We start from the raw sequence: 24,077 nt of genomic DNA on the forward strand, positions 1-24,077 counted from the left end.
GTAGACATGATTAAAGAAGCCGTATTTAAATCGTTCAATACACCCGCTGATTTAGACGCTAAATTAGCCGATAAAATTGCTAGGCAATTACAAGATGCTGTTGATACCCGTGGTAAAGCCAGCTTAGTGGTTTCTGGCGGCTCAACACCCGTGAAATTATTTGAGCTATTGAGTCATAAGCTTGTTGATTGGAGTGATGTTTATATTACTTTAGCCGATGAGCGCTGGGTTGATACTGATGAAAATGATTCAAATGAAAGGTTAGTTCGTCAGCATTTTCTGCAAAATCGTGCCGCTAGCGCTAAGTTTCGCGGTTTGAAAAATATGTTTGCGACGCCTGAAGCGGGTTGCGATATGACCAGCGAATCGTTAGCTAATTTTCCTCGTCCTTTTGATGTGGTGATACTGGGAATGGGTACTGATGGCCATACATGCTCATGGTTTCCTTGCAGTGCAGAGCTTGATAATGCATTAAATACCAAAGCGGTATGTGTAGCTGTTAACCCAACGACCGCGCCGCATGCACGCATCACATTGTCTAAAGATGCCATTTTAAATAGTCGTCAGATTTATTTGCATCTTGTCGGAGAACCAAAATTAACTGTATATCATCAGGCTCTCGAGAATGATGATGTTACCCAAATGCCCATTAGAGCCGTATTAGCGCAGCATAAAACGCCCGTTGATGTGTTCTATAGCGCGTAAGGAGTTTTACCATGCATTCAGTAGTACAAGCCGTCACCGATAGAATTATTGCTCGTAGTCAACAATCTCGATCAACGTATTTAACCGCGTTAAACGATGCCAAAGCCCAAGGGGTTCATCGTAGTGCATTAAGTTGTGGCAATTTGGCCCATGGTTTTGCAGCCTGTCAGCCGGTAGCAAAAGATTCTTTACGCCAGCTAACGAAAGCCAATATTGGTATTGTGACTGCATTTAATGACATGTTGTCAGCACATCAACCCTATGAAACTTATCCAAATATGCTTAAGCAAGCGTGTATGGATGTGGGTAGTGTGGCACAAGTCGCGGCAGGTGTTCCTGCCATGTGTGACGGTGTGACCCAAGGTCAGCCAGGCATGGAACTTAGCTTACTGAGTCGTGAAGTCATTGCTATGTCTACCGCGGTAGGTTTGTCGCACAATATGTTTGATGGTGCGCTACTACTGGGTATTTGTGACAAAATCGTTCCAGGTTTATTAATCGGTGCATTAAGCTTTGGTCATTTGCCGATGTTATTTGTGCCTGCTGGTCCAATGAAGTCAGGTATTCCAAATAAAGAAAAAGCGCGTATTCGTCAACAATTTGCCCAAGGGCAGGTTGATCGTGCCGCATTGCTTGAAGCTGAAGCTAAGTCATATCATAGCGCCGGCACATGTACCTTTTATGGTACAGCTAACTCTAACCAGTTAATGCTTGAAATCATGGGGTTACAATTACCTGGTTCATCGTTTGTTAATCCTGATGATCCATTACGTGATGAATTAAGCAAAATGGCTGCCAAACAAGTGTGCCGTCTAACCGCAATGGGTACACAGTACACTCCGATTGGTGAACTGGTCTCTGAAAAGTCAGTAGTTAATGGCATTGTGGGTATTCTCGCGACCGGTGGTTCAACTAACTTAACCATGCACATTGTCGCTGCAGCTCGCGCCGCTGGCATTATCGTTAATTGGGATGATTTTTCTGATTTATCTGATGCAGTACCATTATTAGCCCGCGTATATCCAAATGGTCATGCCGATATTAATCACTTCCATGCAGCAGGTGGCATGGCGTTGTTGGTTAAAGAGTTACTTGATGGCGGCCTATTGCATGAAGATGTTAATACCGTTGCAGGTTATGGCTTACGTCGTTATACCCAAGAACCTCGTTTGCTTGATGGCGAGCTTAAGTGGGTTGATGGTGTCACTGAAAGCTTAGACAAAGAAGTGTTAACTCACCTTGATACACCATTTCAACATAACGGTGGTTTGAAGTTACTCAAAGGTAACTTAGGCCGCGCAGTGATTAAAGTATCTGCCGTGCCCGATAAAAATCGCGTAGTTGAAGGTCCTGCGATTGTGATTGATGATCAAAACAAACTTGATGCACTATTCCAAGCGGGTGAGCTTGACAGAGATTGTGTTGTGGTTGTTAGAGGTCAAGGCCCTAAAGCTAACGGGATGCCTGAGCTGCATAAACTCACACCCTACTTAGGTACCCTACAAGACAAAGGTTTTAAAGTTGCACTAGTGACTGACGGCCGTATGTCAGGTGCATCAGGTAAAGTACCTGCAGCCATTCATTTAACCCCAGAAGCGCTAGACGGTGGTTTGATTGCCAAAGTTGAGAACGGTGATTTAATTCGTGTTGATGCTACAACGGGTGAATTAACCCTGTTTGTTGACGAGAAGACACTTGCAAGCAGAACCGCAGGGATAGTGGATTTACATCACTCAAGTTATGGCATGGGCCGTGAGTTGTTTGGCGCGCTACGTAGCAGTTTGAGCAGCCCAGAAACAGGTGCTCGCAGTACTAATGCGATTGATGAATTATATTAACGACAAAGGAAGACTGTAATATGCTTGAGCCTAATAATTGGTTGCTCCAACCACAAGACGTGTTTAAACGCAGCCCGGTTGTTCCGGTCATGGTCATTAATAAACTTGAACACGCTGTCCCATTAGCAAAAGCGTTAGTGGCTGGCGGCATTAGTGTCTTAGAAGTCACTTTACGAACTCCATGTGCGTTAGAAGCGATAGCTAAAATTGCTAAAGAAGTGCCAGAAGCATTGGTTGGTGCAGGGACCATTTTAAATGAAGCCCAGTTACAACAAGCTATTGATGCGGGTTCGCAATTTATCATTACCCCGGGTGCAACGGTTGATCTATTAAAAGCGGCCAAGAAAGGCACTGTGCCGTTAATTCCAGGTGTCGCGAGTATTTCAGAGATTATGGTGGGTATGGAGTTGGGCTACACTCACTTCAAGTTTTTCCCTGCAGAAGCCTCGGGTGGCGTTAATGTATTAAAGTCTTTCTCTGGCCCACTTTCTGAGATCCGATTCTGTCCAACTGGTGGGATCAGCCCAGCGACTTATAAAGATTATTTAGCATTATCAAATGTTGATTGCATTGGCGGCAGCTGGATTGCACCGACTGATGCTGTAGATAACGAAGAGTGGGATCGCATTACACAATTATGTAAAGAAGCCCTGGCGGCTTTGTAATACATTGATTGTGTGACCTAAAAAACCAGCTTATGCTGGTTTTTTATTATCGATAGTTTACTGTGTATATCATTAAGTTAATTTAATTTAAGTAAAGTTCTTATTATTCAGTTTGATGTAATCTAAGGGTTGCTGATAATCTAAGCGTTATTGTTGATAAGTATACGATTATTGATGTTTTAGACCTAAAACAATGCAAGCTCATTCATTTTTAAGAGGTATTCTCTATGTTTTATGATTTAACGGTTGTGCAATTTAGTAAAATGCTCAATAACTTAAGTTCAATTCTTGCGAAAGGGGAAGACTTTGCCGGTGCTAAAAAGATTGAAATGTCGGTATTACTTAACTCACGTTTAGCAGCAGATCAATTTAACTTAATTCGCCAAGTACAAATCGCGTGTGATACCGCAAAATTATCGGTTGCGCGTTTAACGGGTCAACAAGACCGTGCACCAAAACATGAAGATAATGAAACGACTGTGGCAGAATTACAAACCCGCATAACCTCGGTTATTGGTTATTTAGCCACTTTTAAAGCAGAAGATTTTGTTGGTGCCCAAACCCGCAAGATCACTCATCATCGTTGGAACGATAAGTACCTTACCGGCCACGATTTCTTACTTGAACATGCAATCCCTAATGTTCATTTTCATATCACAACAGCCTATTCAATCTTGCGTCATAATGGGGTTGAAGTCGGTAAAAAAGATTACTTAGGTGCAATGTCATTTAAGTCGTAACTGAGCCACTAGTGACCAACAGTAAGCGCCAGTGTCAATGGCGCCACTAAAACCAGCCTGAGCTGGTTTTTTGTTATCTAGCCAAATAAAGTCTACTAAACAACAATAGGATAAGTTGTGGATAGCGGCACGAAAGGGGGCTTATTGCTAGATAGCTGCATTTGAGATAGTAAACGATTATTAAGCAACTCTTTTGTCCAGCTCATGCCGTTGTAGTAACTTGTCATAGGCAGATATTTCCGTATAAATGGGTCTTGTTAGCAAAACGCTAGGCAAGTTAGCAATGCAATACGTCAAAGATGCTGATTTTTATCCGTTTGGCTTATCTCTTATTTGTATTGAGGTTATATTATCCGAAGTCTGAATAACGATAATACGGCTTAGGATATAAGTGTGTTATTTCGAAGTAAGGTTCCATCTGGCCAATCATGTCTATAGGGACTTTTTGCTATTCAGTTGTAGGAGTGAATATGAAAACAATCGGTATGATAGGTGGCATGAGTTGGGAGTCAACGCTGAGTTACTACCAGGCCATTAATCAAGGGGTGAAGTCTACTTTAGGCGGACTTCATTCGGCTAAAATTTGTTTGTACAGTGTCGATTTTGCTGAAATTGAAATATTGCAACATCAAGGGTTGTGGGACGATACCGCCATTCATTTATCAAATGCGGCTAAGGCTGTTGAAGCGGGCGGGGCTGACTTTTTGTTGATTTGTACCAATACAATGCACAAAGTGGCCGATGACATTCAAGCACAAATCTCTATCCCTATTTTACATATCGCCGATGCCACCGCCGAGGCGTTGTTAGCCGACGGTATCGGTAAAGTGGGCTTATTGGGTACGCGCTTTACTATGGAGCAAGATTTTTATAAGCAGCGTATCACCGATAACTATCCTATCGAAGTTATTGTGCCTTCGCCAGACGATCAAATATTAATCCATAATGTGATATATCAAGAGTTGTGCCTAGGCAAGATTAATCTGCAATCTCGACAATGCTATCTTAGTATTATTGATAAATTATTCGCTCAAGGAGCCGAGGCAGTGATTTTAGGTTGTACTGAAATAGCCTTACTGGTGCAGCAACAACATACCAATGTGCCTTTGTATGATACCACTCAAATTCATGCTCACAGCGCTGTTATGCTGGCGCTAGCAAAGTAGTTTGGTAAGGTTTTCACACAGTCAAAGGTATAAAAAAAACGCCTTACGATAATTATCTCGTAAGGCGCAGTGTTATAAGCTTACTGCTTGTTATTGAGTTGACTAGTCGTTATAAGCTCTGCCATAGAAGCTGTCCAATAACACTTGTTTAAGCTCTTTAATCAACGGGTAACGTGGATTGGCACCCGTACATTGATCATCAAAAGCATCTTCAGCAAGCTCATCCAGTTTGGCGATAAAATCTGCTTCATTAACCCCGGCGTCCTGGATTGATGCAGGAATACCTATGGTTGTTTTCAGCGCTTCGATTTTTTCAATCAGCTTGTCAACTTTTTGAGCATCGGTTTTACCCCCAAGCTTTAAATAATCCGCAATGGCAGCATAACGACACAGTGCTTTAGGGCGGTCGTATTGACTAAAAGCGGCTTGCTTGGTTGGCATATCCGTCGCGTTAAAGCGGATCACGTTAGAGATTAACAGCGCGTTAGCTAAGCCGTGTGCTAGGTGGAACTCAGCACCCAGTTTGTGCGCCATTGAGTGACAAACACCTAAGAATGCGTTGGCAAAAGCAATGCCGGCAATCGTCGCACCATTGTGAACTTTTTCTCGGGCAACAGGCGCGTTTGCACCAAACTCATAGGATTCTGGTAGGTACTTAAACAATAGGTCTAATGCTTGTAGCGCTTGGCCATCACTGTATTCGTTTGCCATTACACTCACATAAGCTTCTAACGCATGTGTAACAGCATCAATGCCACCAAAAGCGGTGAGTGATTTGGGCATATCCATGACTAAGTTAGGATCAACAATCGCCATATTCGGGGTTAATTGATAGTCAGCGATAGGATACTTCATTCCGGTTACTTCATCAGTTACCACGGCAAAAGGGGTCACTTCTGAACCTGTACCTGAGGTTGTCGGAATGGCAACCATTTGAGCTTTAACGCCCATTTTAGGGAATTTGTATATACGTTTACGGATATCCATAAAGCGCAGTGCTAAATCGGCAAAATCAACATCAGGGTGCTCGTACATCACCCAAATAATTTTAGCGGCATCCATTGGCGAACCACCACCGAGTGCAATAATGACATCGGGTTGGAAGCTTTGGGCGACTTTTGCACCTTGGCGTACAATAGTTAAGGTTGGGTCAGCTTCTACTTCATAAAAAATTTCGGTTTCAAGACCCTGTGCCTTAAGAATTTTTAAGGTTTCGTTACAGTAACCATTATTAAATAAGAATTTGTCAGTAATGATCAGCGCACGTTTTTTATCACTTAACTCTTCTAGTGCTATTGGTAAACAGCCGCGGCGGAAGTATATAGATGATGGAAGTTTGTGCCACAACATATTTTCAGCCCTCTTAGCGACCATTTTAGTATTGATCAAGTGGCTTGGACCGACATTTTCCGAAATTGAATTACCGCCCCATGAACCACAACCTAGCGTTAACGACGGCGCTAATTTAAAATTGTACAAGTCACCTATGCCACCATGAGATGCCGGTGTATTAATTAGAATACGTGCAGTTTTCATTCTAAAGCCAAAGATTTTAACACGTTCATCTTGGGTGTCTTGATTGGTATATAAACCTGATGTGTGGCCAATCCCCCCTAACGTGACTAAGGCTTCGGCTTTATCCATTGCCTCGTTAAAGTCTTTTGCTTTATACATTCCCAATAACGGAGACAACTTCTCGTGAGCAAATGCTTCGGCATCATCTATATCAGTTACTTCACCAATGAGAACTTTAGTGGTGCTAGGAACGTCAAAACCCGCCATTGCAGCAATCGCTACCGCACTTTGGCCTACAATATCAGCATTGAGTCCGCCATTTTTAAGGATCACCGTTTGCATTGCTGCGGTCTCAGCTTTAGACAGGATATATCCGCCATGGCTGATAAAGCGCTCTTTTACTTGCTTGTAAATGCTGTCCACAATAATCACGGCTTGTTCAGAGGCACAAACTACGCCATTGTCGAAGGTTTTTGACATTAAAATTGAGCTCACCGCACGTTTAATGTCTGCGGTTTCGTCAATCACAATCGGTGTATTACCCGCGCCCACACCAATGGCAGGTTTACCAGACGAGTAGGCGGCTTTAACCATGCCAGGTCCACCCGTAGCTAAAATTAAGTTAATTTTTTCATGAGTCATTAATTGGTTAGACAGTGCAACACTCGGTTGGTCTATCCAGCCAATGATGTCTTTAGGCGCACCCGCGGCCACTGCCGCATCTAATACAATTCTAGCTGCTGTGGTGGTTGAGTTTTTCGCCCTTGGGTGGGGTGAGAAAATAATGCCATTACGGGTTTTTAAGCTGATAAGGGCTTTAAAAATAGCGGTTGAAGTGGGATTCGTGGTGGGAACAATACCGCAAATAATACCGACAGGCTCTGCAATGGTAATGGTACCAAAGGTTAAGTCCTCAGATAGAATGCCACAGGTTTTTTCATCTTTGTATTTGTTATAAATGTATTCAGAGGCAAAGTGGTTTTTAATCACCTTATCTTCTAATACACCCATCCCCGTTTCGGTTACGGCCATTTTAGCTAATGATATACGTGCATCTGCAGCGGCTAAAGCGGCCGCCCTAAAGATGATATCAACTTGTTCTTGGCTAAAATTGGCAAACTCGGCTTGGGCTTTGGCAACGCGTTCTACTAATAAATCTAGCTCTTGCGTATTGGTGACTGTCATAGTGGTTTCCTGTAAAAATATTCAACAAATTAGTTTTGCAAAATATTCTTTGTAAATAAAATTACAACTTTTAGGCTGTATTTGTTGTGATGATGACCACAAAAGCGTAACTTATGTAATTTTATTACAGCATTGAATGCTTTTTAGCACTTAATATTTAACTTCTGTTCATCCAGCACTTCGATATGACCTAACGCTTATACTCGCTCAACATGATGATCTGCTTATGGCACTAGTTAATAATGGCGATAAATCAGTCATCACTGGCTCTATTGTCATCAACAAGTGCAATGGTCAATAGGCTTAGGGGTATGTTTTTGGTTGTTTTACACTGAACTTTTTTTACTTTTAACCTTATACCTTGGCCTAATTAATTAACCATATCAAACAGTTTGAAAATAGTCTGTTGAATGTGTGAAATATCTTATTACTGATCAATGCATATAAGCAAATGCTAAAATTCGTTTTGCTTACTTAATCAGTGAACTGTGATTGATATCAATATTTATAAGGGCGGATTGACTCACTTTAAGGCCAATATTCAATGTGGGCCGAATGTATGCTTTGGTTAGAATAACGTGGTGACTCTCAAACCAAACTTATCTTCTGTTAACCCCTTAAGGGTAATTATACTGCGTGATTGTTGTGACTTAATGTTTTACTGACGCTCAGTAAAAGCGTGTTTTACGCGCTAATATTGTTACTGTCGCAAGTACCATCTTTGCCGTACGGTATCGATTTGCCACCCACCAAAGCGCTATCTAGTCTCAATGCTAGCGTTTATGCCCTTGGGTTTATGGCGATAGATCCATTAATGACGGACAAGTATATCAATAAGAATGACCAGCAATTGTGGTTGGAACAACCAAGTGCTTTTTTATGCTTATTGCTCGCGACTTAATTCCATGATGCCTGCGGTTTTTGAACCAAATAATTGCTGATGTAAGCGGCCTGCAAACTCATCAGTCATGCCGGAAATATAATCGGCAATCACCCGCATTGGATTATTGTTTTCATTACACTCGGCTAACCATCGTTCACGAGTGTTGAGCGGTAATAGACGCTCTGGATCAGAGGAAAACGCTTCAAACAATTCCATTACAATTTGTTGGCCTTTGTATTCCAACATTTGAATTTCGGGTTTACGAATAACGTACTTAAACACCAATTGTTTAAGTACATGTAAAGCTGAAGCAAAGTCTGGCTCTAATTCTGCATTATATTTTAATAAGTCTTGTTCAAATTGTGGATTGGCACTGATGCCAATCGCAGTCACGAAACCGTTGACTAAGGTACCGATGGCATCTTTGCGTAAATGATGCTCATGGGAAAATAGTTTGTCACCTATTTGAGCCATTTCCGATATGAGCCATTGATCCTTGATCTCCGTTAACTGCTCAACCACATCGCGTTGCCACTGATGTTGATTAACAATCCCCATGACAATGGCATCTTCTAGATCATGCACGGCATAGGCAATATCGTCAGCCAACTCCATAATAGAGCAGTCAAAGGACTTATAGCGGGTTTTAAGATGTGGGTAATTGGCGTGAGTATGATTTTGCTCACTAGTGATAAACAACTGTCTATCAGACTTGGATAATGAATCTAATACCCAATCAACAATAGGTTTATCATCATCAAACAAGCCTTTTACTGGTGGCCATTCTGATGGTTTTAATTGACGATGATTGGCAATGTCTGGACGGTGTTGGTCAACAAATAACTGCCCATGAGTTGCGGGGTATTTCATCACACCCAATAGCGTCCGCCGAGTCAGATTCATTCCCCATGACGGTGTATAGGGCTCTAAACGGGTTAAAATACGGAAGGTTTGGCCATTCCCTTCAAATCCACCATGATGGCGCATCATGTAATTTAATGCGACTTCACCCCCGTGGCCAAAGGGTGGATGGCCTATATCGTGAGCTAAACAAATCGATTCAATTAAGCTCATAGAGTTAAGCAAGTACTTAAGTTCTGGATACTTACGACGTAACTGTGCGGTGATGCCGGTACCAATTTGAGAGACTTCCAACGAATGGGTCAAACGAGTGCGATAAAAGTCATTCATGCCGATACCAAGCACTTGGGTTTTGGCTTGAAGTCGTCGAAATGCGGCAGAATGTAGAATTCGGCCACGATCGCGCTGATAAGGACTGCGGTGATCATTACGGCGTTGTTTATCTTCGCCAAGTAGACGTTGTTGCCAACAGTCCTCATGTTCTGTACTACTGGGCATGACGGTGTTATCAGGCATATATTTCCTTTACAGCATTTGATTAATTTCGTCTAAATTCAATGTAAAACTTGGAATAAAACAATCACGGAAGTAACCAACTGCGGGGTTAGGGTTGTCGTCTATCATTTGTTCTAAACGTTTACAGGCACTGTTGAATTCGCTGTTACCGGCTTTTTGTTCTTCTAAGCATTTAAGATACGCGCATAACGTATCGGCGGCTTTCACAATGGCTTTGTATTGTGGGTCAGCATCTTGACTAATGAATAAACTGCGGTAATCTTCTTTAAATTCATCAGGTACCATTTCAAGCATTCGTTGTTCGGCTATGGCTTCGATCTTTTTATATTCAGCTTCTATCTCTTTATTAAAATATTTAACCGGTGTGGGCAAGTCTCCGGTTAAAATTTCACTGGCATCATGATAAATCGCAATCGTTGCAGCTTTATTGGCGTCTAAGTCTGTGGCGAATTTCTTATTGCTGATGATCACTAAAGCGTGGGCAACCATAGCCACTTGCAGTGAATGTTCTTGGACGTTTTCGCGACGCACGTTATGCATTAACGGCCAACGTTGGATTAGCTTCATCCGCGATAAATGGGCAAATAAATGACTCATGAGACTCCTTACTGCGCTCAATAGATTCAGTCAGCTTACATGAGCTTATCGATAAAAAAAAGCGACTGTTCAGTCGCTTAGTATTTTGTGCTAGAGATGAAGTGTCAAGAGACTATTGACGATAATCCTCTAAGAATTCACCAAACTCGGTAAGGGCTTTAGCCAAATCTTCTTTATAGGGCAAAAAAACCACTCGAAGGTGATCGGGCTCTGGCCAATTAAAGGCTGTTCCTTGTACTAACAGAATCTTTTTAGTTTTTAATAAATCAAGTACCAAGCGTTCATCATCACGTAAATTAAACTTTTTCATATCTAACTTCGGAAACGCGTATAAGGCTCCTTTAGGCTTTTTACAGCTGACCCCAGGGATTTGATTAAGCAATTCATATACGGCGTCACGTTGTACGGTTAAGCGACCGTTTGGTAATATCAATTCATTAATTGACTGATAACCCCCTAACGCGGTTTGAATAGCATGTTGATTGGGTACATTGGCACACAAACGCATTGAGGCGAGCATTTCTAAGCCTTCAATGTAGCTTTTGGCGGCTTTTAAATTACCCGATAACATCATCCAACCGACACGAAACCCAGCTGCGCGATACGCTTTAGATAAGCCATTAAAGGTGATGGTTAAAATATCATCAGACAAGCCCGCCGCTGGAATATGCTTAGCTTCGTCATACAGAATTTTGTCGTAAATCTCATCCGCGAATAAAATCAAATCATGTTGACGACATAGCTCAATAACTTCTAACAACAATTCTCTACTGTAAACTGCGCCGGTTGGATTGTTGGGGTTGATCAACACTATTGCGCGGGTGCGACTGCTAATTTTGCGTTTAATATCGTCTAAGTCTGGAAACCAATCGGCTTCTTCATCGCAACGGTAATGTACCGCGTTACCACCGGCAAGGTTTGCTGCCGCAGTCCATAATGGATAATCAGGCGAGGGGATGAGTACTTCATCATCGGTGTTGAGTAGGCCTTGCATAGCCATCATAATCAATTCTGATACACCATTACCAATGTAGATATCTTCAATATCAACGCCAAATATGCCTTGTGCTTGATAGTGTTGCACTATGGCTTTACGCGCAGAGAATAAGCCTTTTGATTCGCAGTAACCTTGCGCACTCGGTAGGTTTAAAATGACATCTCGGACGATTTCTTCTGGTGCTTCAAATCCAAATGGGGCTGGGTTGCCGATATTAAGCTTTAAAATACGATGGCCCTCGTCTTCTAAACGACGGGCTTCTTTATGGACGGGTCCACGGATATCGTAACAAACTGAATCAAGCTTATTGGATTTGATAATGGGTCGCATACTACTCTCGATAACTAAATACGGCTTAAGTTAGCGAACCATAACGAATTTATTGTTCTTGTGGAAGGGGCATAAGAGTAAAATGAACAAATTAATCAGTCAGAAATGCTGTTATTGCCAGTTTGATGGCACATATAAAAGTGTTTTATACTGTTGTTAATGCCTAATGCAGTTGTCTTATTCCATTTTATAACAAAAAAGCCAGCACTAAGTGCTGGCTTTTAATGCATTAACTTGTGTTATTGATATTTTATCAATAACACACGTTAATGGGCAATTAAACGCGCTTTTTGAACTCGCCGGTACGAGAGTCAATTTCAATCTTGTCACCCACTTTTACAAAGTCAGCAACTGTGACCGTGCCACCACCAGTAATAGTAGCAGGCTTCATCACTTTACCTGAAGTATCACCACGAGCGGATGGCTCGGTGTAAATAACTTCACGTACGATGTGGATCGGCAATTCAACAGATATCGCTTTCTCTTCATAGAAGGTCACTTGACACATGTCTTCCATGCCATCGATGATATAGGCAGCTGCATCACCTAAGTTGTCAGCTTCTACATCATACTGGTTATATTCTTCATCCATGAACACATACATAGGATCAGCAAAGTATGAGTAAGTACAATCAAGACGTTCTAGAACGATATCGTCTAATTTGTCTTCACCTTTAAAGGTTTGTTCAGTACCAGAATCTAGCAATACGTTCTTTAATTTTAATTTAACGATTGCAGCGTTACGGCCAGAACGAGTTGTTTCAGTCTTCTGAACAACCCATGGGCTGCCATCTAACATGATCACGTTACCAGGACGGATTTCATGAGCAGTTTTCATTTCACTATTTCCTATATTTTTGGACTTTTTTTATTTATAGAGCAGTATCTTAGCTATTTTTAACGAATTGAACGAGTCGACTCGCAAGATCTGCATCTTTTAACGCGTTAATTGGCCATTTAATAGCATGTTGCATTAAAGACAAATTAACAGAATTTAACTGTTGCCAGTGCATAACTACCGCGTGTGTATTGCCCCGGTTGAAGGCCAAATTCACCTCAGACCAAGTAGTAGTAATTTCTGGAGCAAGATTATCGCAGTAAAGTTGCATAAAAGCTTGTAATTTTACCAAGTGATAATCATCTTCTTGAGGATAAATGTGCCATATGAAGGGTTTTGCAGCCCATTGAGCACGTAAAAATGAATCTTCACCCCGCACAATATTAAAATCACAGCTCCATAGCAAGCGATCAAAGTCATTTTGATCTGTCATGGGTAATATATGCAAGGTTAAGCTACCTATGACAAATTGCTGACCGGGCATCAAATCTTCAATCGCACAAGGCAATAGGCTTGTTAAGCTGTGCAAACTGCGCCCTTTAGGGATAAGCGCATGAATTGGGGTAGGCGACGCTTGCCATAAATGACATAAAGCGAGTAAGGCTTGGGTTTCATAACTAAAAACACTGATAACCGTATCCTGGGCATTAATGCCCTGTAACCCTAGCTGCTTGAATAATGCTAATTTATGTTTATGATCTGCTTGCCATTCATCTCGTTGGCTAAACAATTCACGTTCACAAATAAGTCCTCCGGTTTGAGCGCTAAAACCGGGAAAGTAAAACCACTTTTTGACCCCATTGGCTTGTGACGACGGCAGTCCATGACAACCAGCGACCCAATTTTCGGCACTAAGGTATTCAAGGTTTAACCAAGTAGGGGCGCAAGTATCTGGGTGTTGATGTAATTGTTCAATGGCTAGCTTTACCTGTGAAGGTAACTCACAGGCAAATGCTTCAATTACCACAACCCCAGCTTCAAACTTAATATCAAGTGGGTTATTCCATTGAAATATATTCACGCCATTGATATTCTGCTGTGCTTTATCGGGATCTAGCATTGGTAAAATATGCGAAAAACTCACTAAGTCATCAACCCATAGATTAATGGGTATGGCATATTCTGTCACCAACTGCTTAGCCAAACGCCACGTGACACCTATGTCTCCATAATTATCGACAACGGTACAAAATATATCCCAATGATTCAAACTATTATTTATGTCTAAATCAAAGATTTTGCTGCTAAATCCGGCCATATTCTTGTGTGCTTTTGATATATAGAAAATGTATTTAAGATATTATTTTTTTTATACTGCATAAAAGTCTGTCTAAAATTTTAGCGGGTTCAAACTTAAAATGAATCAGCCTCGGTTTGGTTTTTTCACCGACGACAGCCGATAGTTAAAAAGAAAAAAAGCGGCTAATTGCCGCTTTTTTTTACTGAGTAACTACAGAATTAGTCTTCTAACTCAGCTAAACACATTTCTTCATAAATCTGCTTGACCCAAGCATCAACACGCTCATCGGTGAGTTCTGGTTGACGGTCTTCGTCAATCCCTAAACCAACAAAGTGCTTATCGTCCGCCATGCCTTTAGAGGCTTCGAAGTTGTAGCTTTCAGATGGCCAATTACCAATAATGATCCCACCACGCGCTTCTACGATGTCACGTATCATGCCCATCGCATCGAGGAAGTATTCCGCATAATCTTCTTGGTCACCACAACCAAAAATAGCGACTAACTTATCGGTAAAGTCGATTTGCTCAAGATCTGGAAAAAAATCATCCCAATCACACTGTGCTTCGCCGTAATACCATGTTGGAATACCAAACATTAACAAATCATATTCAGCAATTTGCTCTTTAGTACTCTTTGCGATGTCTTTAACATCGAGCATGCTTTTACCCAGTTTTTTCTGGATCATTTTGGCTATAGCTTCGGTGTTGCCAGTATCGCTACCGAAAAAAAGACCTACAGTTGCCATTGTCTATCCTTTAAATATCAAGTTCGCGTTGTGCGATGTTCTAAAAACGTCTCAGTTGTCGAGTTGCTGTTGCAGAATAAATTCGATTAACTGGCTACGACTAATGTTACTGTTCAAAGCTTGTTGGTTCAAGGCATCATACAGATCTTGTGACACCTTTAACTCTATTCGCTTTAAACCGTTAGCGCGATCACGCTGAATTTGGTTACGCTTGTTGATCTTTAATTGCTGCTCCCTAGAAAGTGGGTTACTTCTCGGGCGCCCTCGGCGAGTTTCTGCAGCAAAAAGGTCAATAGTCGTTCTATCTGTTGTTTCTTTTGCCATTGTACTCTTTAACCGATCCCAGAGCCTTCCCAGGTCATCTGAATAATACCTTTTGCAATAAACCCGGCGCAGCCGAGGAATAAAACTAACCACACAATAAATCGACCAAATTTGGGGACTTGACCTTGTTTAAGCACATCATGGATAGCCATGCCGATAAAAAAGAATATCGATGCAAAAAACAAGTTTAAGCCTACCGCTTCAATTTGTTCAATGTATTGGTTTAACATACTTCTACCTTCGCGATTGAGTGTCTGGCGAAAAGAGGGCGCGAATATATCACATTAGGTGACAATCGGCTATATTCAAAAAGCTAAAATATTAAAAACTTACCCTTGGTTTTGTTCAATAAACTCAGACACGATGCGATTAAATATCTCTGGCTTTTGTGCATGTAACCAATGCCCTGTGCCATTTAATGTTTTGGCGCTAGCGCGAGGAAATTGACGCATGATTTCATCACGATATTCAGCCGTTACATAATTTGACTCACCACCACGGATAAATAGTGCTGGTTTATCAAAATGTTTGTCATTGGTTAATGGTAAATTCCATCCAATAATACGGTCGTAAGACTCGATTAGCCCAGTTAAATTCATTTTCCATTCAAAACCGCTATCAGTACGTTGTAGATTCTTAAGTAAAAACTGAGATGTCGGCTCATCAATACCTGCATCCATTAAGTGGGTTAAGGCTGATTTTCGAGTGGTTTTACTGTTTAATATTAAACTGGTTAATCCTGCAAACACCGTTTGATGTCTCGGACTATAAGCCACAGGAGCGATATCTGCGATCACTAGGCTTATTACTCGTTCTGGGTGTAAAAGTGCCATTGCCATTGCAATTTTGCCGCCCATTGAATGCCCAATAACATGGACTTGTTTGAGGTATAAATCATCGAGTACATCAACCATGGCATCAGCCAGTTGAGCGTAATCCATGTTATCCCAATGTTCACTCAAGCCATGATTGGGCAAATCAACCCGTATGACTTGATGCTGTTGTTCAAGCACGCTGCCTAGGTTTTTTAAATTATCAAGATTACCAAACAGTCCATGAATAAGCAGGACGGCTTCACCTTGACCAGAAGATACATAATGCATAACGCAATAAGCTCATTGGGACAATTTGTGCGGGGGATTTTGCTGCAATGAGCCTGTCAAATCAAGTTTTGATGATCGTTGTCACAATTGTTGATGATATTTTAATCGCCTTTTAATAAAATTTCAGCATTATAGGTCATTTAATGATTTTGCTACTTTATTAGTAGGTTAAGCTTGGCTTACACTGGAACAATATTTTTTTGATCGCATTAATAATAATTTGATCTGCGATCCCGAATTACTCGGCGCCAGCAAAATAATGGCTACAGTAGTGACAAAGACTGATAGAAAAAGGATGACTCTGATGAAATACATTGAAATTGACGAAGAACTTTATCGTTTTATTGCCAGTAAGACGGAACGCATCGGCGAAAGCGCTTCAGATATTTTGCGTCGTTTATTGAACTTGTCTGTCGAAGATGTCGATATAAGCTTACCCAAGGCCATTAGTCAGCCCAGTTTAGAATCTGAATCGCTGGAAGATCGTCATTCGGTTTTTAATCAAGCTAAGGCAGTCGTGGAAAAGGTCATTGCGGAACAGAATATTACCGGTCAGCACTATCCACTAGATGAAGACATTTCAACGTTAGTCACGATTGATTTTGATGCGATTGTTAACCAACATTTATTAAGCCAGCAAAAAGGTGCGGTAGGGCGTTTTATGCATTTATTAGCCAGTCTTGAAACCACTGCTCGCAGTGATTTTGATAAGGTGCTTAATGTGCAAGGCAAAGGACGTTTGTATTTTGCTCGTTCTAAACAGGCATTATTAAATTCAAGTCAATCTTCTAATCCAAAAGAAATTGCCTCAAGTGGTTTTTGGGTCACCACCAATAACAATACTGCGAAAAAACAAACTATATTAACAGAGGTATTGGAACATTTAGGCTGTGGTAGTGAAAGAGCAAAGAGCATCGCTGAACACATTTAACATTTGATTTTCCGAAGATTCAATTAATCATTTACTCATAGGAGACCACACGTGGCCATTCATCAACGCGCAGGACAGCACGCTTTACAAACGGATTTAGTGAATATTCCTAAATTGATGAGTCATTATTATCGCATTATTCCTAACGTGGAAGACGTGCAGCAGAAAGTGACGTTTGGCACTTCGGGTCATCGTGGTAGTGCGTTTACATCCAGTTTCAATCAAAACCATATTTGGGCCATCACCCAAGCTGTTGTCGATTATCGTCACTCAGCCAATATTACTGGGCCAATGATTGTCGGTTTTGACACTCATGCATTATCTTATGCCGCCTTTATGTCGGTGGTAGAAGTGTTGACTGCTAATCAAGTTAAGATGTTAATTCAAAAAGACGATGGGTTTACGCCTACCCCGGTAGTGTCGCAAGCCATAGTCACCGCTAATGCAGCTAATGCAGCTAATGCAGCTAATGCAGCTAATGCAGCTAACCCAGCGACATTAATCGATGGGTTAATTATAACGCCATCACATAATCCTCCTCAGGATGGTGGCATTAAGTACAATCCACCGCACGGCGGTCCCGCTGAAGGTGAAATTACCAAAATCATTGAATCTAAGGCCAACCAATACCTAGCGAATCAACTCTCTGGGGTTAAAAAGGTCAATTACGGTGTTGCGGTAAAATCTGGTTGGATAGATGAAGTTGATTTTATTGCGCCCTATGTTGAATCACTTGCACAAGTGATAGATATGGAAGCGATTAAAAAAGCCAACATTCGTATTGGTGTTGATCCACTGGGTGGCTCTGGTATTTATTATTGGCAGCAAATAGCCGCTCACTATGGCCTTGATATTACCTTAGTCAATGACAAAGTCGACCCCACATTTGGCTTTATGACATTAGATAAAGACGGCAAAATCCGCATGGATTGCTCGTCTCCTTATGCCATGGCAGGCTTGTTAGCGTACAGCGAAGATTATGACTTGTGCGTGGGTAATGATCCTGACTACGACCGTCACGGTATCGTGTGTCCTGGTTCTGGCTTAATGAACCCGAATCATTACTTAGCTGTTGCGATAGATTATTTAATGACCCATCGCCCGCAGTGGTCAGAGTCACTTGCAGTCGGAAAAACCTTAGTGTCTAGCGCGATGATTGACAGGGTTTGTAAGGCGTTAGGACGTCATTGTCTTGAAGTGCCAGTAGGCTTTAAATGGTTTGTTGATGGCTTAGCCAAAAGCACCATAGCATTTGGCGGTGAAGAAAGTGCAGGCGCAGCGTTTTTAAAACGTGATGGCAGCACTTGGTGTACCGACAAAGACGGCTTTATTTTAGCCTTGCTTGCGGCCGAAATATTAGCGGTAACCGGTAAAACACCTGCAGAGCGTTATCAAGAATTAACTGCGCAATTTGGTGAGAGTTTTTATACGCGTATCGATAGCCCCATTAGCCTTAAGAAAAAAGCCAAGTTTGAACAATTAAATAGTGATAGCTTTACTGATACTCAATTAGCGGGTGAGGCGATAACAGCAATTTTGAGTCACGCACCCGGCAACAATGCTGCCATTGGCGGTATTAAAGTCACTACCGAAAATGGCTGGTTTGCCGCACGGCCATCGGGCACTGAAGCCTTGTTTAAAATTTATGCCGAAAGCTTTATTAATCAGCAGCATTTGGATGACATTATTACTCAAGCACAACAAATGATTGATCAAGCCCTAAAAGGCTAGTTATACCCAAACGACCTCGAAATGCAGGATTGTGCATATCCAGAAGAGACAGAGGTCAAGGATCAAGGAATAGGGCGCCTACGGCTGCTAGAGCGACCTGCGGTCTTCGAGGTTCTAGTGCGGACTACGTCCTGCTAGGGACAGCTTCGCTGCTAAGATTTTATAGCATCTAGCCGCGTAGCGTCCTAGCAGCGAAGCGATCTAGGCTCTAGGAGTAGTGATATTAACAAGGGAGTCACCATTATCTTCAATCACAGCCTTGTTCAGTTATCCTGCGGGAGCGCTGAAACGAGCATGTTGAAGTGGCTTGGGTATCATCATTATGTTGATTGAATTGACTGTAATAAAAAAGCACTGTGACTAATATTCACAGTGCTTTTTTTATGACAAGCGGTTATCACGTACTGATGAACGTTATACTAGATCAAATCGATCCGCATTCATGACTTTAGTCCATGCTTTAATGAAGTCATGAACAAATTTTTCTTTAGCGTCATCTTGAGCATACACTTCGACATAAGATCTCAGTATAGAGTTAGAACCAAAGACTAAGTCAACGCGAGTGGCAGACCACTTCATCTTGCCTGTTTTACGGTCAATAATGTGATATAGGTTATTGCCAGTAGGTTTCCAGTTGTATGACATGTCGGTCAAGTTGACAAAAAAGTCATTCGATAACACGCCGACATTGTCAGTAAACACACCGTGTTTGCTGTTGTCGTAGTTGGTACCTAAGACTCGCATACCGCCAACCAAAACTGTCATTTCATGGGCGGTTAGTCCCATTAATTGACTACGGTCGAGCATCATTTCTTCAGGCTGAACGATATAGTCTTTCTTTTGCCAGTTACGATAAGCATCGTGCAACGGCTCTAATACCTCAAAAGACTCAATATCGGTTTGCTCTTGGGTGGAATCCCCACGACCAGGCGCAAACGGCACTGTAACCTTGACACCAGCAGCGTGAGCGGCTTTTTCTACTGCAGCAGTACCACCAAGTACGATTAAGTCAGCCATACTGATAGACTTCGCTAGACCGGCTTGAATAGTGGTTAATGCTGCTAATACTTTTTGCAATCTTGCCGGCTCATTTCCTTGCCAACCTTTTTGCGGCGCTAAACGAATACGCGCTCCATTGGCGCCACCACGGAAATCAGAACCACGGAAGGTACGGGCACTGTCCCAAGCGGTTGCCACAAGCTCTGCAACACTCAATCCACTGGATAATATTTTGGCTTTAAGATCGTTAATTTCTTGCTCTGATAAGCTGTAATCAACTTGTGGAACAGGGTCTTGCCAAATTAACTCTTCAGCAGGGACTTCGGTGCCAAGATAGCGGCTTTTAGGGCCTAAATCACGATGAGTTAATTTAAACCAAGCACGGGCAAACACGTCAGAGAAATAAGCAGGGTCTTGATAAAAACGTTGCGAGATTTTGCCATATTCTGGGTCCATTTTCATCGCCATATCGGCGTCTGTCATAATGGGGTTTAAACGAATTGATGGGTCTTCAACGTCAACAGGTTTATGCTCTTCTTTGATATTGATGGGTTCCCATTGCCACGCTCCAGCAGGGCTTTTTTTAAGCTCCCACTCGTAGTTAAGCAATAACTCAAAGTAACCATTGTCCCACTGTGTTGGGTTAGTGGTCCAAGCCCCTTCAATACCACTGGAAACCGTATCCCGGCCCACGCCACGACTTGTTTTATTTAACCAGCCCAGGCCTTGGTCTTCAAGTTCTGCGCCTTCAGGAACGGCTTGTAGATTTTCTGCTTGGCCATTACCATGACATTTACCCACAGTGTGACCACCCGCGGTAAGGGCGACAGTTTCTTCGTCATTCATTGCCATGCGTTCAAAGGTGACACGAATGTCTTGTGCGGTTCTCAGTGGGTCGGGCTTACCATCAACGCCTTCTGGGTTGACATAAATTAATCCCATCATTACAGCGGCTAATGGATTTTCGAGATCTCTTTCACCAGAATAGCGACTATCTGGTGAGTCACTAGTGGCAAGCCATTGTTTTTCTGAGCCCCAGTAGATGTCTTTTTCTGGGTGCCATATATCGGCGCGACCACCCGCAAAACCGAATGTTTTGAGTCCCATAGACTCATAGGCAACAGTACCGGCAAAAATAATTAAATCAGCCCAAGAGAGTTTGTTACCGTATTTCTTTTTGATTGGCCATAATAAGCGACGCGCTTTATCTAGATTGACGTTATCTGGCCAGCTGTTTATGGGCGCAAAACGTTGGTTACCTGTTCCTGCTCCACCGCGACCATCAGCAATACGGTATGTCCCTGCAGAATGCCAAGCCATGCGGATCATCAGTCCGCCATAATGGCCCCAATCAGCTGGCCACCAGTCTTGGCTGTCAGTCATTAATGCGATGAGATCTTTTTTTACGGCAGAAAGATCAAGGCTTTTAAAGGCCGCAGGATAATTGAAGTCAGCTTCCATCGGATCTGATTTTCTGTCGTGTTGATGAAGAATATCGAGATTAAGTGCCTTAGGCCACCATTCCATCACATCGTCTTCGACTGAGGTATTACCGCCATGATTAACAGGGCACTTGCCTTGAGATTGTTGTGCTTTGTCCATGATATTTTCCTTGATCACTTAATAACATAAATTTTATGTATTATTGGATTGCTTAACTAGGCTAACTGACTGTGGTAACTAAAGAAAGCGACTTTTTCCGGTTTGGTTAATCGGTTTTATTGATACATAATAAGGGGGCCTATAAATCGAATAATTAATTAATCATAGAACAATTAACCAATCATGAGGTTAAGTTAATACTTCAGTTGAATTTATGATCTAGGTCACTAAATTTACTTCTGTATTGGTAAAGGTTTGTCATGATGATTACGCCACAGAAGCTTGGATAAAATGGCGATTGTTTTGTCGGCATAGGTTGACCGTAATTTTAGTCTTGAGCTCAGTCGCAACCGAACGCTTGACGTTTGGCGCCAGTTTCAATTTGTTCATCCCCTTCAGCACTAACAGTACAATTAAGATGTTGCGATAACGACCGTACTGATTTTACGAGCGCGAGCTCAACATCTTTATGGTCAAGGTTACTGATATTTTGATGAGTCATTGCAATTAACAAGTGTCACGCATTTATTGATCAAATTAGGGGCTGGTACATTTTTAGCTGAAAAATTGAGGTGGGTAATTGAGGTGGATAATTTGGGTGGATAATTGAGGTCGATAATCCTAAGGAACCAAAATAATCAATACCCTTTGCAACTTGTTACTTTACCCATTCAGTGATCTCGATTATTTGGCAATATTTCTGTTAGTTACCTTTTTATAAGCTGATCTTAAGTTGAAGGCCCCATGCTGATCCCGAATAAAGGCACGGATAAAGCCGCTATCTGTAACAACCGCTATTTCCTGTTGTAAAGAGTACGGATGACTAAAAAACAGGTCAGCTGTTGTGAATGATTACCATTAATTGCCGATGTTAACGGGGGGGGGGCGTTTAATAAAGAGCCTGTTAAGTAAAATGGCTAACTTAAGATAAGTTAGCCATTTTAAGCAATAGTCTAGCAAAGCTACTTTTATGCATAATGACATAAAATATAATCAATTATTTAAGAGATTTAGCCGAAAATTGAGTCATCTTACATCGAGTAGAGCAATGACCGTTTAATCATAGCAAAAAGCTATTATGGGCTTATTATCCGCGGTAGCCGAATAATTTTTGTTCCATTATCGCTTTACTCACCGGCTCGGGAACGGCGTCAACCCATTCTCCTTGACCACGACAAATTTGCTGTAAAATTTCCCGAGAAAATATATTAAACAGATCAATATCGCTTGATTCAATACTGGTGATAAAACCATTATCAAGCACATGACGGAATAAATAGCGTAGGTTATTGGGTACGCTGACCGTGGTTAAATCGTTAAGAATGCCTTTTTCATCTCGTTCAGGGTAGACAAACAAGCGAGTGTTATCCGGGAACAATTTACCAAAACCTTCAAGAATACCGCCTTCTAAACCGCGGTAAAATTCTTCATCAAAAATTTGTTTGATGTTAATCATGCCCACCACAATGCCAATTTGTAATTGGGTGTATTGACGGAAATAGGCCCGTAATGAGAAGTAGCGCGTGTAATCGGAAATCATCACGTTGTAGCCTAATAAATTAAGCAATTTAACCCGCTCCATGATGTCCTTTTCGGTCATATTGGCATCTTTGCCGTGTAAGTCATTTAGCGATATTTCGGCGATTAACACCGTGTTCTTATCGGTTACTCCCTCTAATGTGGAAAAGGCTTTATAGCCTTGCTCAATCATATCCACATTGAGTTTGGTGATAGGTTTAAACGATCCGCGAATGGTTAATACATTCTTTTTGTAGAGCATATCGGCTGGGACCGCGACACTGCCATCGGCTTTAAACATTATCGCGCGGGTTTTCCAACTGCGAATGAGATGAATATTCTTGGTTTGATTGTCGACATCTTCAAAGTAGGGACCTTGGAAGTCAATACAGTCAATTTCAATCCGATTGGCTTTTAAGCTGTCGGTTAACGAATCGATAATTTGCTTTGGATCTTCAAAATAGTAATAGCTGGCGTAAATCAAATTTACCCCTAAAATACCCAATGCTTGCTGTTGTGCTTCGGCGCTGTCATCAAACATACGTACATGGACAATAATATTTGACGGTTCAGCACCTGGGTACATTTGAATACGCACCCCACACCATGCATGGCATTCGTTTTTACGATTAAAGCTTTTAGCCGAAACGGTTGTTGCGTAAGCAAAATAACGTGAAGACTTTGAACGAATTGCACCGACGCGATCAACCACTAAATCAAACTCTTGCTCCATCATCGCTAAGACGCGCGCTTTACTGACATAACGACCATCTTCTTGAACTCCATAGATGGCATCAGAGAATTTCATATCGTAGGCCGACATCGTTTTTGCTATCGTGCCCGCAGCTGCGCCAGCCACAAAAAAGTTACGCGCAACTTCTTGTCCGGCACCAATTTCGACTATGGTGCCGTACTTTTTCTCGTCTAAATTTAAACGAAGGGCTTTTTCTTTTGTGCCACGCGAACTGACTTGCTTATCCATAATATCTCCAGCCGATAAAACATTGATATCTTAAGGTTACGGTTAGCAATGTTATAGCAAGTGAT

The 24,077-nt window shown here is 41.8% G+C and carries 19 protein-coding genes; 7 read left to right on the forward strand and 12 right to left on the reverse strand.

Annotated features, from left to right (window positions below; translation table 11 throughout):
• Positions 1-6: 6 nt before the first annotated feature.
• The 5 genes from pgl (at position 7) to AAEY93_RS10955 (ending at position 5,114) form a co-directional block, all read left to right on the forward strand.
• Positions 7-705 (forward strand): 6-phosphogluconolactonase, encoded by a 699-nt coding sequence (gene pgl, locus AAEY93_RS10935; protein ID WP_351076846.1) that lies wholly within the window; start codon positions 7-9, stop codon positions 703-705.
• 11 nt (positions 706-716) lie between these two features.
• Positions 717-2,543: a phosphogluconate dehydratase gene (gene edd, locus AAEY93_RS10940; RefSeq protein WP_124011502.1), complete on the forward strand. Its 1,827-nt coding sequence runs from the start codon at positions 717-719 to the stop codon at positions 2,541-2,543.
• Positions 2,544-2,563: 20 nt separating this feature from the next.
• On the forward strand, positions 2,564-3,208 hold the full coding sequence (locus AAEY93_RS10945; RefSeq protein ID WP_101031725.1) for a bifunctional 4-hydroxy-2-oxoglutarate aldolase/2-dehydro-3-deoxy-phosphogluconate aldolase: 645 nt from the start codon (positions 2,564-2,566) through the stop codon (positions 3,206-3,208).
• A 227-nt stretch (positions 3,209-3,435) separates the two neighbouring features.
• Entirely contained in the window at positions 3,436-3,948 is a 513-nt protein-coding gene (locus AAEY93_RS10950; protein ID WP_124011501.1) for a DUF1993 domain-containing protein, read from the forward strand.
• Between the two features lie 470 nt (positions 3,949-4,418).
• Positions 4,419-5,114: an aspartate/glutamate racemase family protein gene (locus tag AAEY93_RS10955; protein WP_124011500.1), complete on the forward strand. Its 696-nt coding sequence runs from the start codon at positions 4,419-4,421 to the stop codon at positions 5,112-5,114.
• Positions 5,115-5,216: 102 nt separating this feature from the next.
• On the opposite strand, the gene adhE is transcribed toward AAEY93_RS10955, so the two are convergent.
• The 10 genes from adhE to AAEY93_RS11005 all read right to left on the reverse strand — a co-directional run bounded on the left by adhE (position 5,217) and on the right by AAEY93_RS11005 (position 16,249).
• Positions 5,217-7,814, reverse strand: a complete 2,598-nt coding sequence (adhE, locus tag AAEY93_RS10960) for a bifunctional acetaldehyde-CoA/alcohol dehydrogenase (RefSeq protein WP_124011499.1) — start codon at positions 7,812-7,814, stop codon at positions 5,217-5,219.
• Between the two features lie 883 nt (positions 7,815-8,697).
• Positions 8,698-10,074 carry an anti-phage deoxyguanosine triphosphatase gene (locus AAEY93_RS10965; RefSeq protein WP_502959554.1) on the reverse strand — a complete coding sequence of 459 codons (1,377 nt, stop codon included), beginning with the start codon at positions 10,072-10,074 and terminating at the stop codon, positions 8,698-8,700.
• Between the two features lie 9 nt (positions 10,075-10,083).
• On the reverse strand, positions 10,084-10,671 hold the full coding sequence (gene yfbR / locus AAEY93_RS10970; RefSeq protein WP_101031713.1) for a 5'-deoxynucleotidase: 588 nt from the start codon (positions 10,669-10,671) through the stop codon (positions 10,084-10,086).
• Between the two features lie 112 nt (positions 10,672-10,783).
• On the reverse strand, positions 10,784-11,998 hold the full coding sequence (locus tag AAEY93_RS10975) for a pyridoxal phosphate-dependent aminotransferase (protein ID WP_124011498.1): 1,215 nt from the start codon (positions 11,996-11,998) through the stop codon (positions 10,784-10,786).
• Between the two features lie 277 nt (positions 11,999-12,275).
• Complete coding sequence (gene efp / locus AAEY93_RS10980) at positions 12,276-12,836, reverse strand: elongation factor P (protein WP_101031709.1); 561 nt, start codon at positions 12,834-12,836, stop codon at positions 12,276-12,278.
• Between the two features lie 49 nt (positions 12,837-12,885).
• Complete coding sequence (gene earP / locus AAEY93_RS10985; RefSeq protein WP_124011497.1) at positions 12,886-14,094, reverse strand: elongation factor P maturation arginine rhamnosyltransferase EarP; 1,209 nt, start codon at positions 14,092-14,094, stop codon at positions 12,886-12,888.
• 200 nt (positions 14,095-14,294) lie between these two features.
• Positions 14,295-14,822 (reverse strand): flavodoxin FldA, encoded by a 528-nt coding sequence (fldA, locus tag AAEY93_RS10990; protein ID WP_101031703.1) that lies wholly within the window; start codon positions 14,820-14,822, stop codon positions 14,295-14,297.
• A gap of 51 nt (positions 14,823-14,873) precedes the next feature.
• On the reverse strand, positions 14,874-15,146 hold the full coding sequence (ybfE, locus tag AAEY93_RS10995; protein WP_011637372.1) for a LexA regulated protein: 273 nt from the start codon (positions 15,144-15,146) through the stop codon (positions 14,874-14,876).
• 8 nt (positions 15,147-15,154) lie between these two features.
• Positions 15,155-15,376: a DUF2788 domain-containing protein gene (locus AAEY93_RS11000; protein WP_101031701.1), complete on the reverse strand. Its 222-nt coding sequence runs from the start codon at positions 15,374-15,376 to the stop codon at positions 15,155-15,157.
• Between the two features lie 99 nt (positions 15,377-15,475).
• Positions 15,476-16,249, reverse strand: coding sequence for an alpha/beta fold hydrolase (locus tag AAEY93_RS11005; RefSeq protein WP_101031699.1), 774 nt, complete (start codon positions 16,247-16,249; stop codon positions 15,476-15,478).
• Positions 16,250-16,553: 304 nt separating this feature from the next.
• On the opposite strand from AAEY93_RS11005, the gene seqA reads away from it, so the two are divergent.
• Together seqA and pgm are read left to right on the forward strand one after the other, a co-directional pair.
• Positions 16,554-17,180, forward strand: a complete 627-nt coding sequence (seqA, locus tag AAEY93_RS11010) for a replication initiation negative regulator SeqA (RefSeq protein ID WP_124011495.1) — start codon at positions 16,554-16,556, stop codon at positions 17,178-17,180.
• 51 nt (positions 17,181-17,231) lie between these two features.
• Positions 17,232-18,911 carry a phosphoglucomutase (alpha-D-glucose-1,6-bisphosphate-dependent) gene (gene pgm, locus AAEY93_RS11015; RefSeq protein ID WP_351076857.1) on the forward strand — a complete coding sequence of 560 codons (1,680 nt, stop codon included), beginning with the start codon at positions 17,232-17,234 and terminating at the stop codon, positions 18,909-18,911.
• 414 nt (positions 18,912-19,325) lie between these two features.
• On the opposite strand, the gene katG is transcribed toward pgm, so the two are convergent.
• Both katG and AAEY93_RS11025 read right to left on the reverse strand, forming a co-directional pair.
• The gene (katG, locus tag AAEY93_RS11020; RefSeq protein ID WP_124011492.1) at positions 19,326-21,512 is read right to left on the reverse strand and encodes a catalase/peroxidase HPI; all 2,187 of its coding nucleotides are present in this window, start codon (positions 21,510-21,512) and stop codon (positions 19,326-19,328) included.
• A 1,087-nt stretch (positions 21,513-22,599) separates the two neighbouring features.
• Complete coding sequence (locus AAEY93_RS11025) at positions 22,600-24,012, reverse strand: TonB-dependent receptor (protein ID WP_124011491.1); 1,413 nt, start codon at positions 24,010-24,012, stop codon at positions 22,600-22,602.
• Between the last annotated feature and the right edge of the window lie 65 nt (positions 24,013-24,077).

The organism is Shewanella sp. CAL98-MNA-CIBAN-0140, from assembly GCF_040309905.1.
Taxonomy (GTDB): Bacteria; Pseudomonadota; Gammaproteobacteria; order Enterobacterales; family Shewanellaceae; genus Shewanella; species Shewanella psychromarinicola.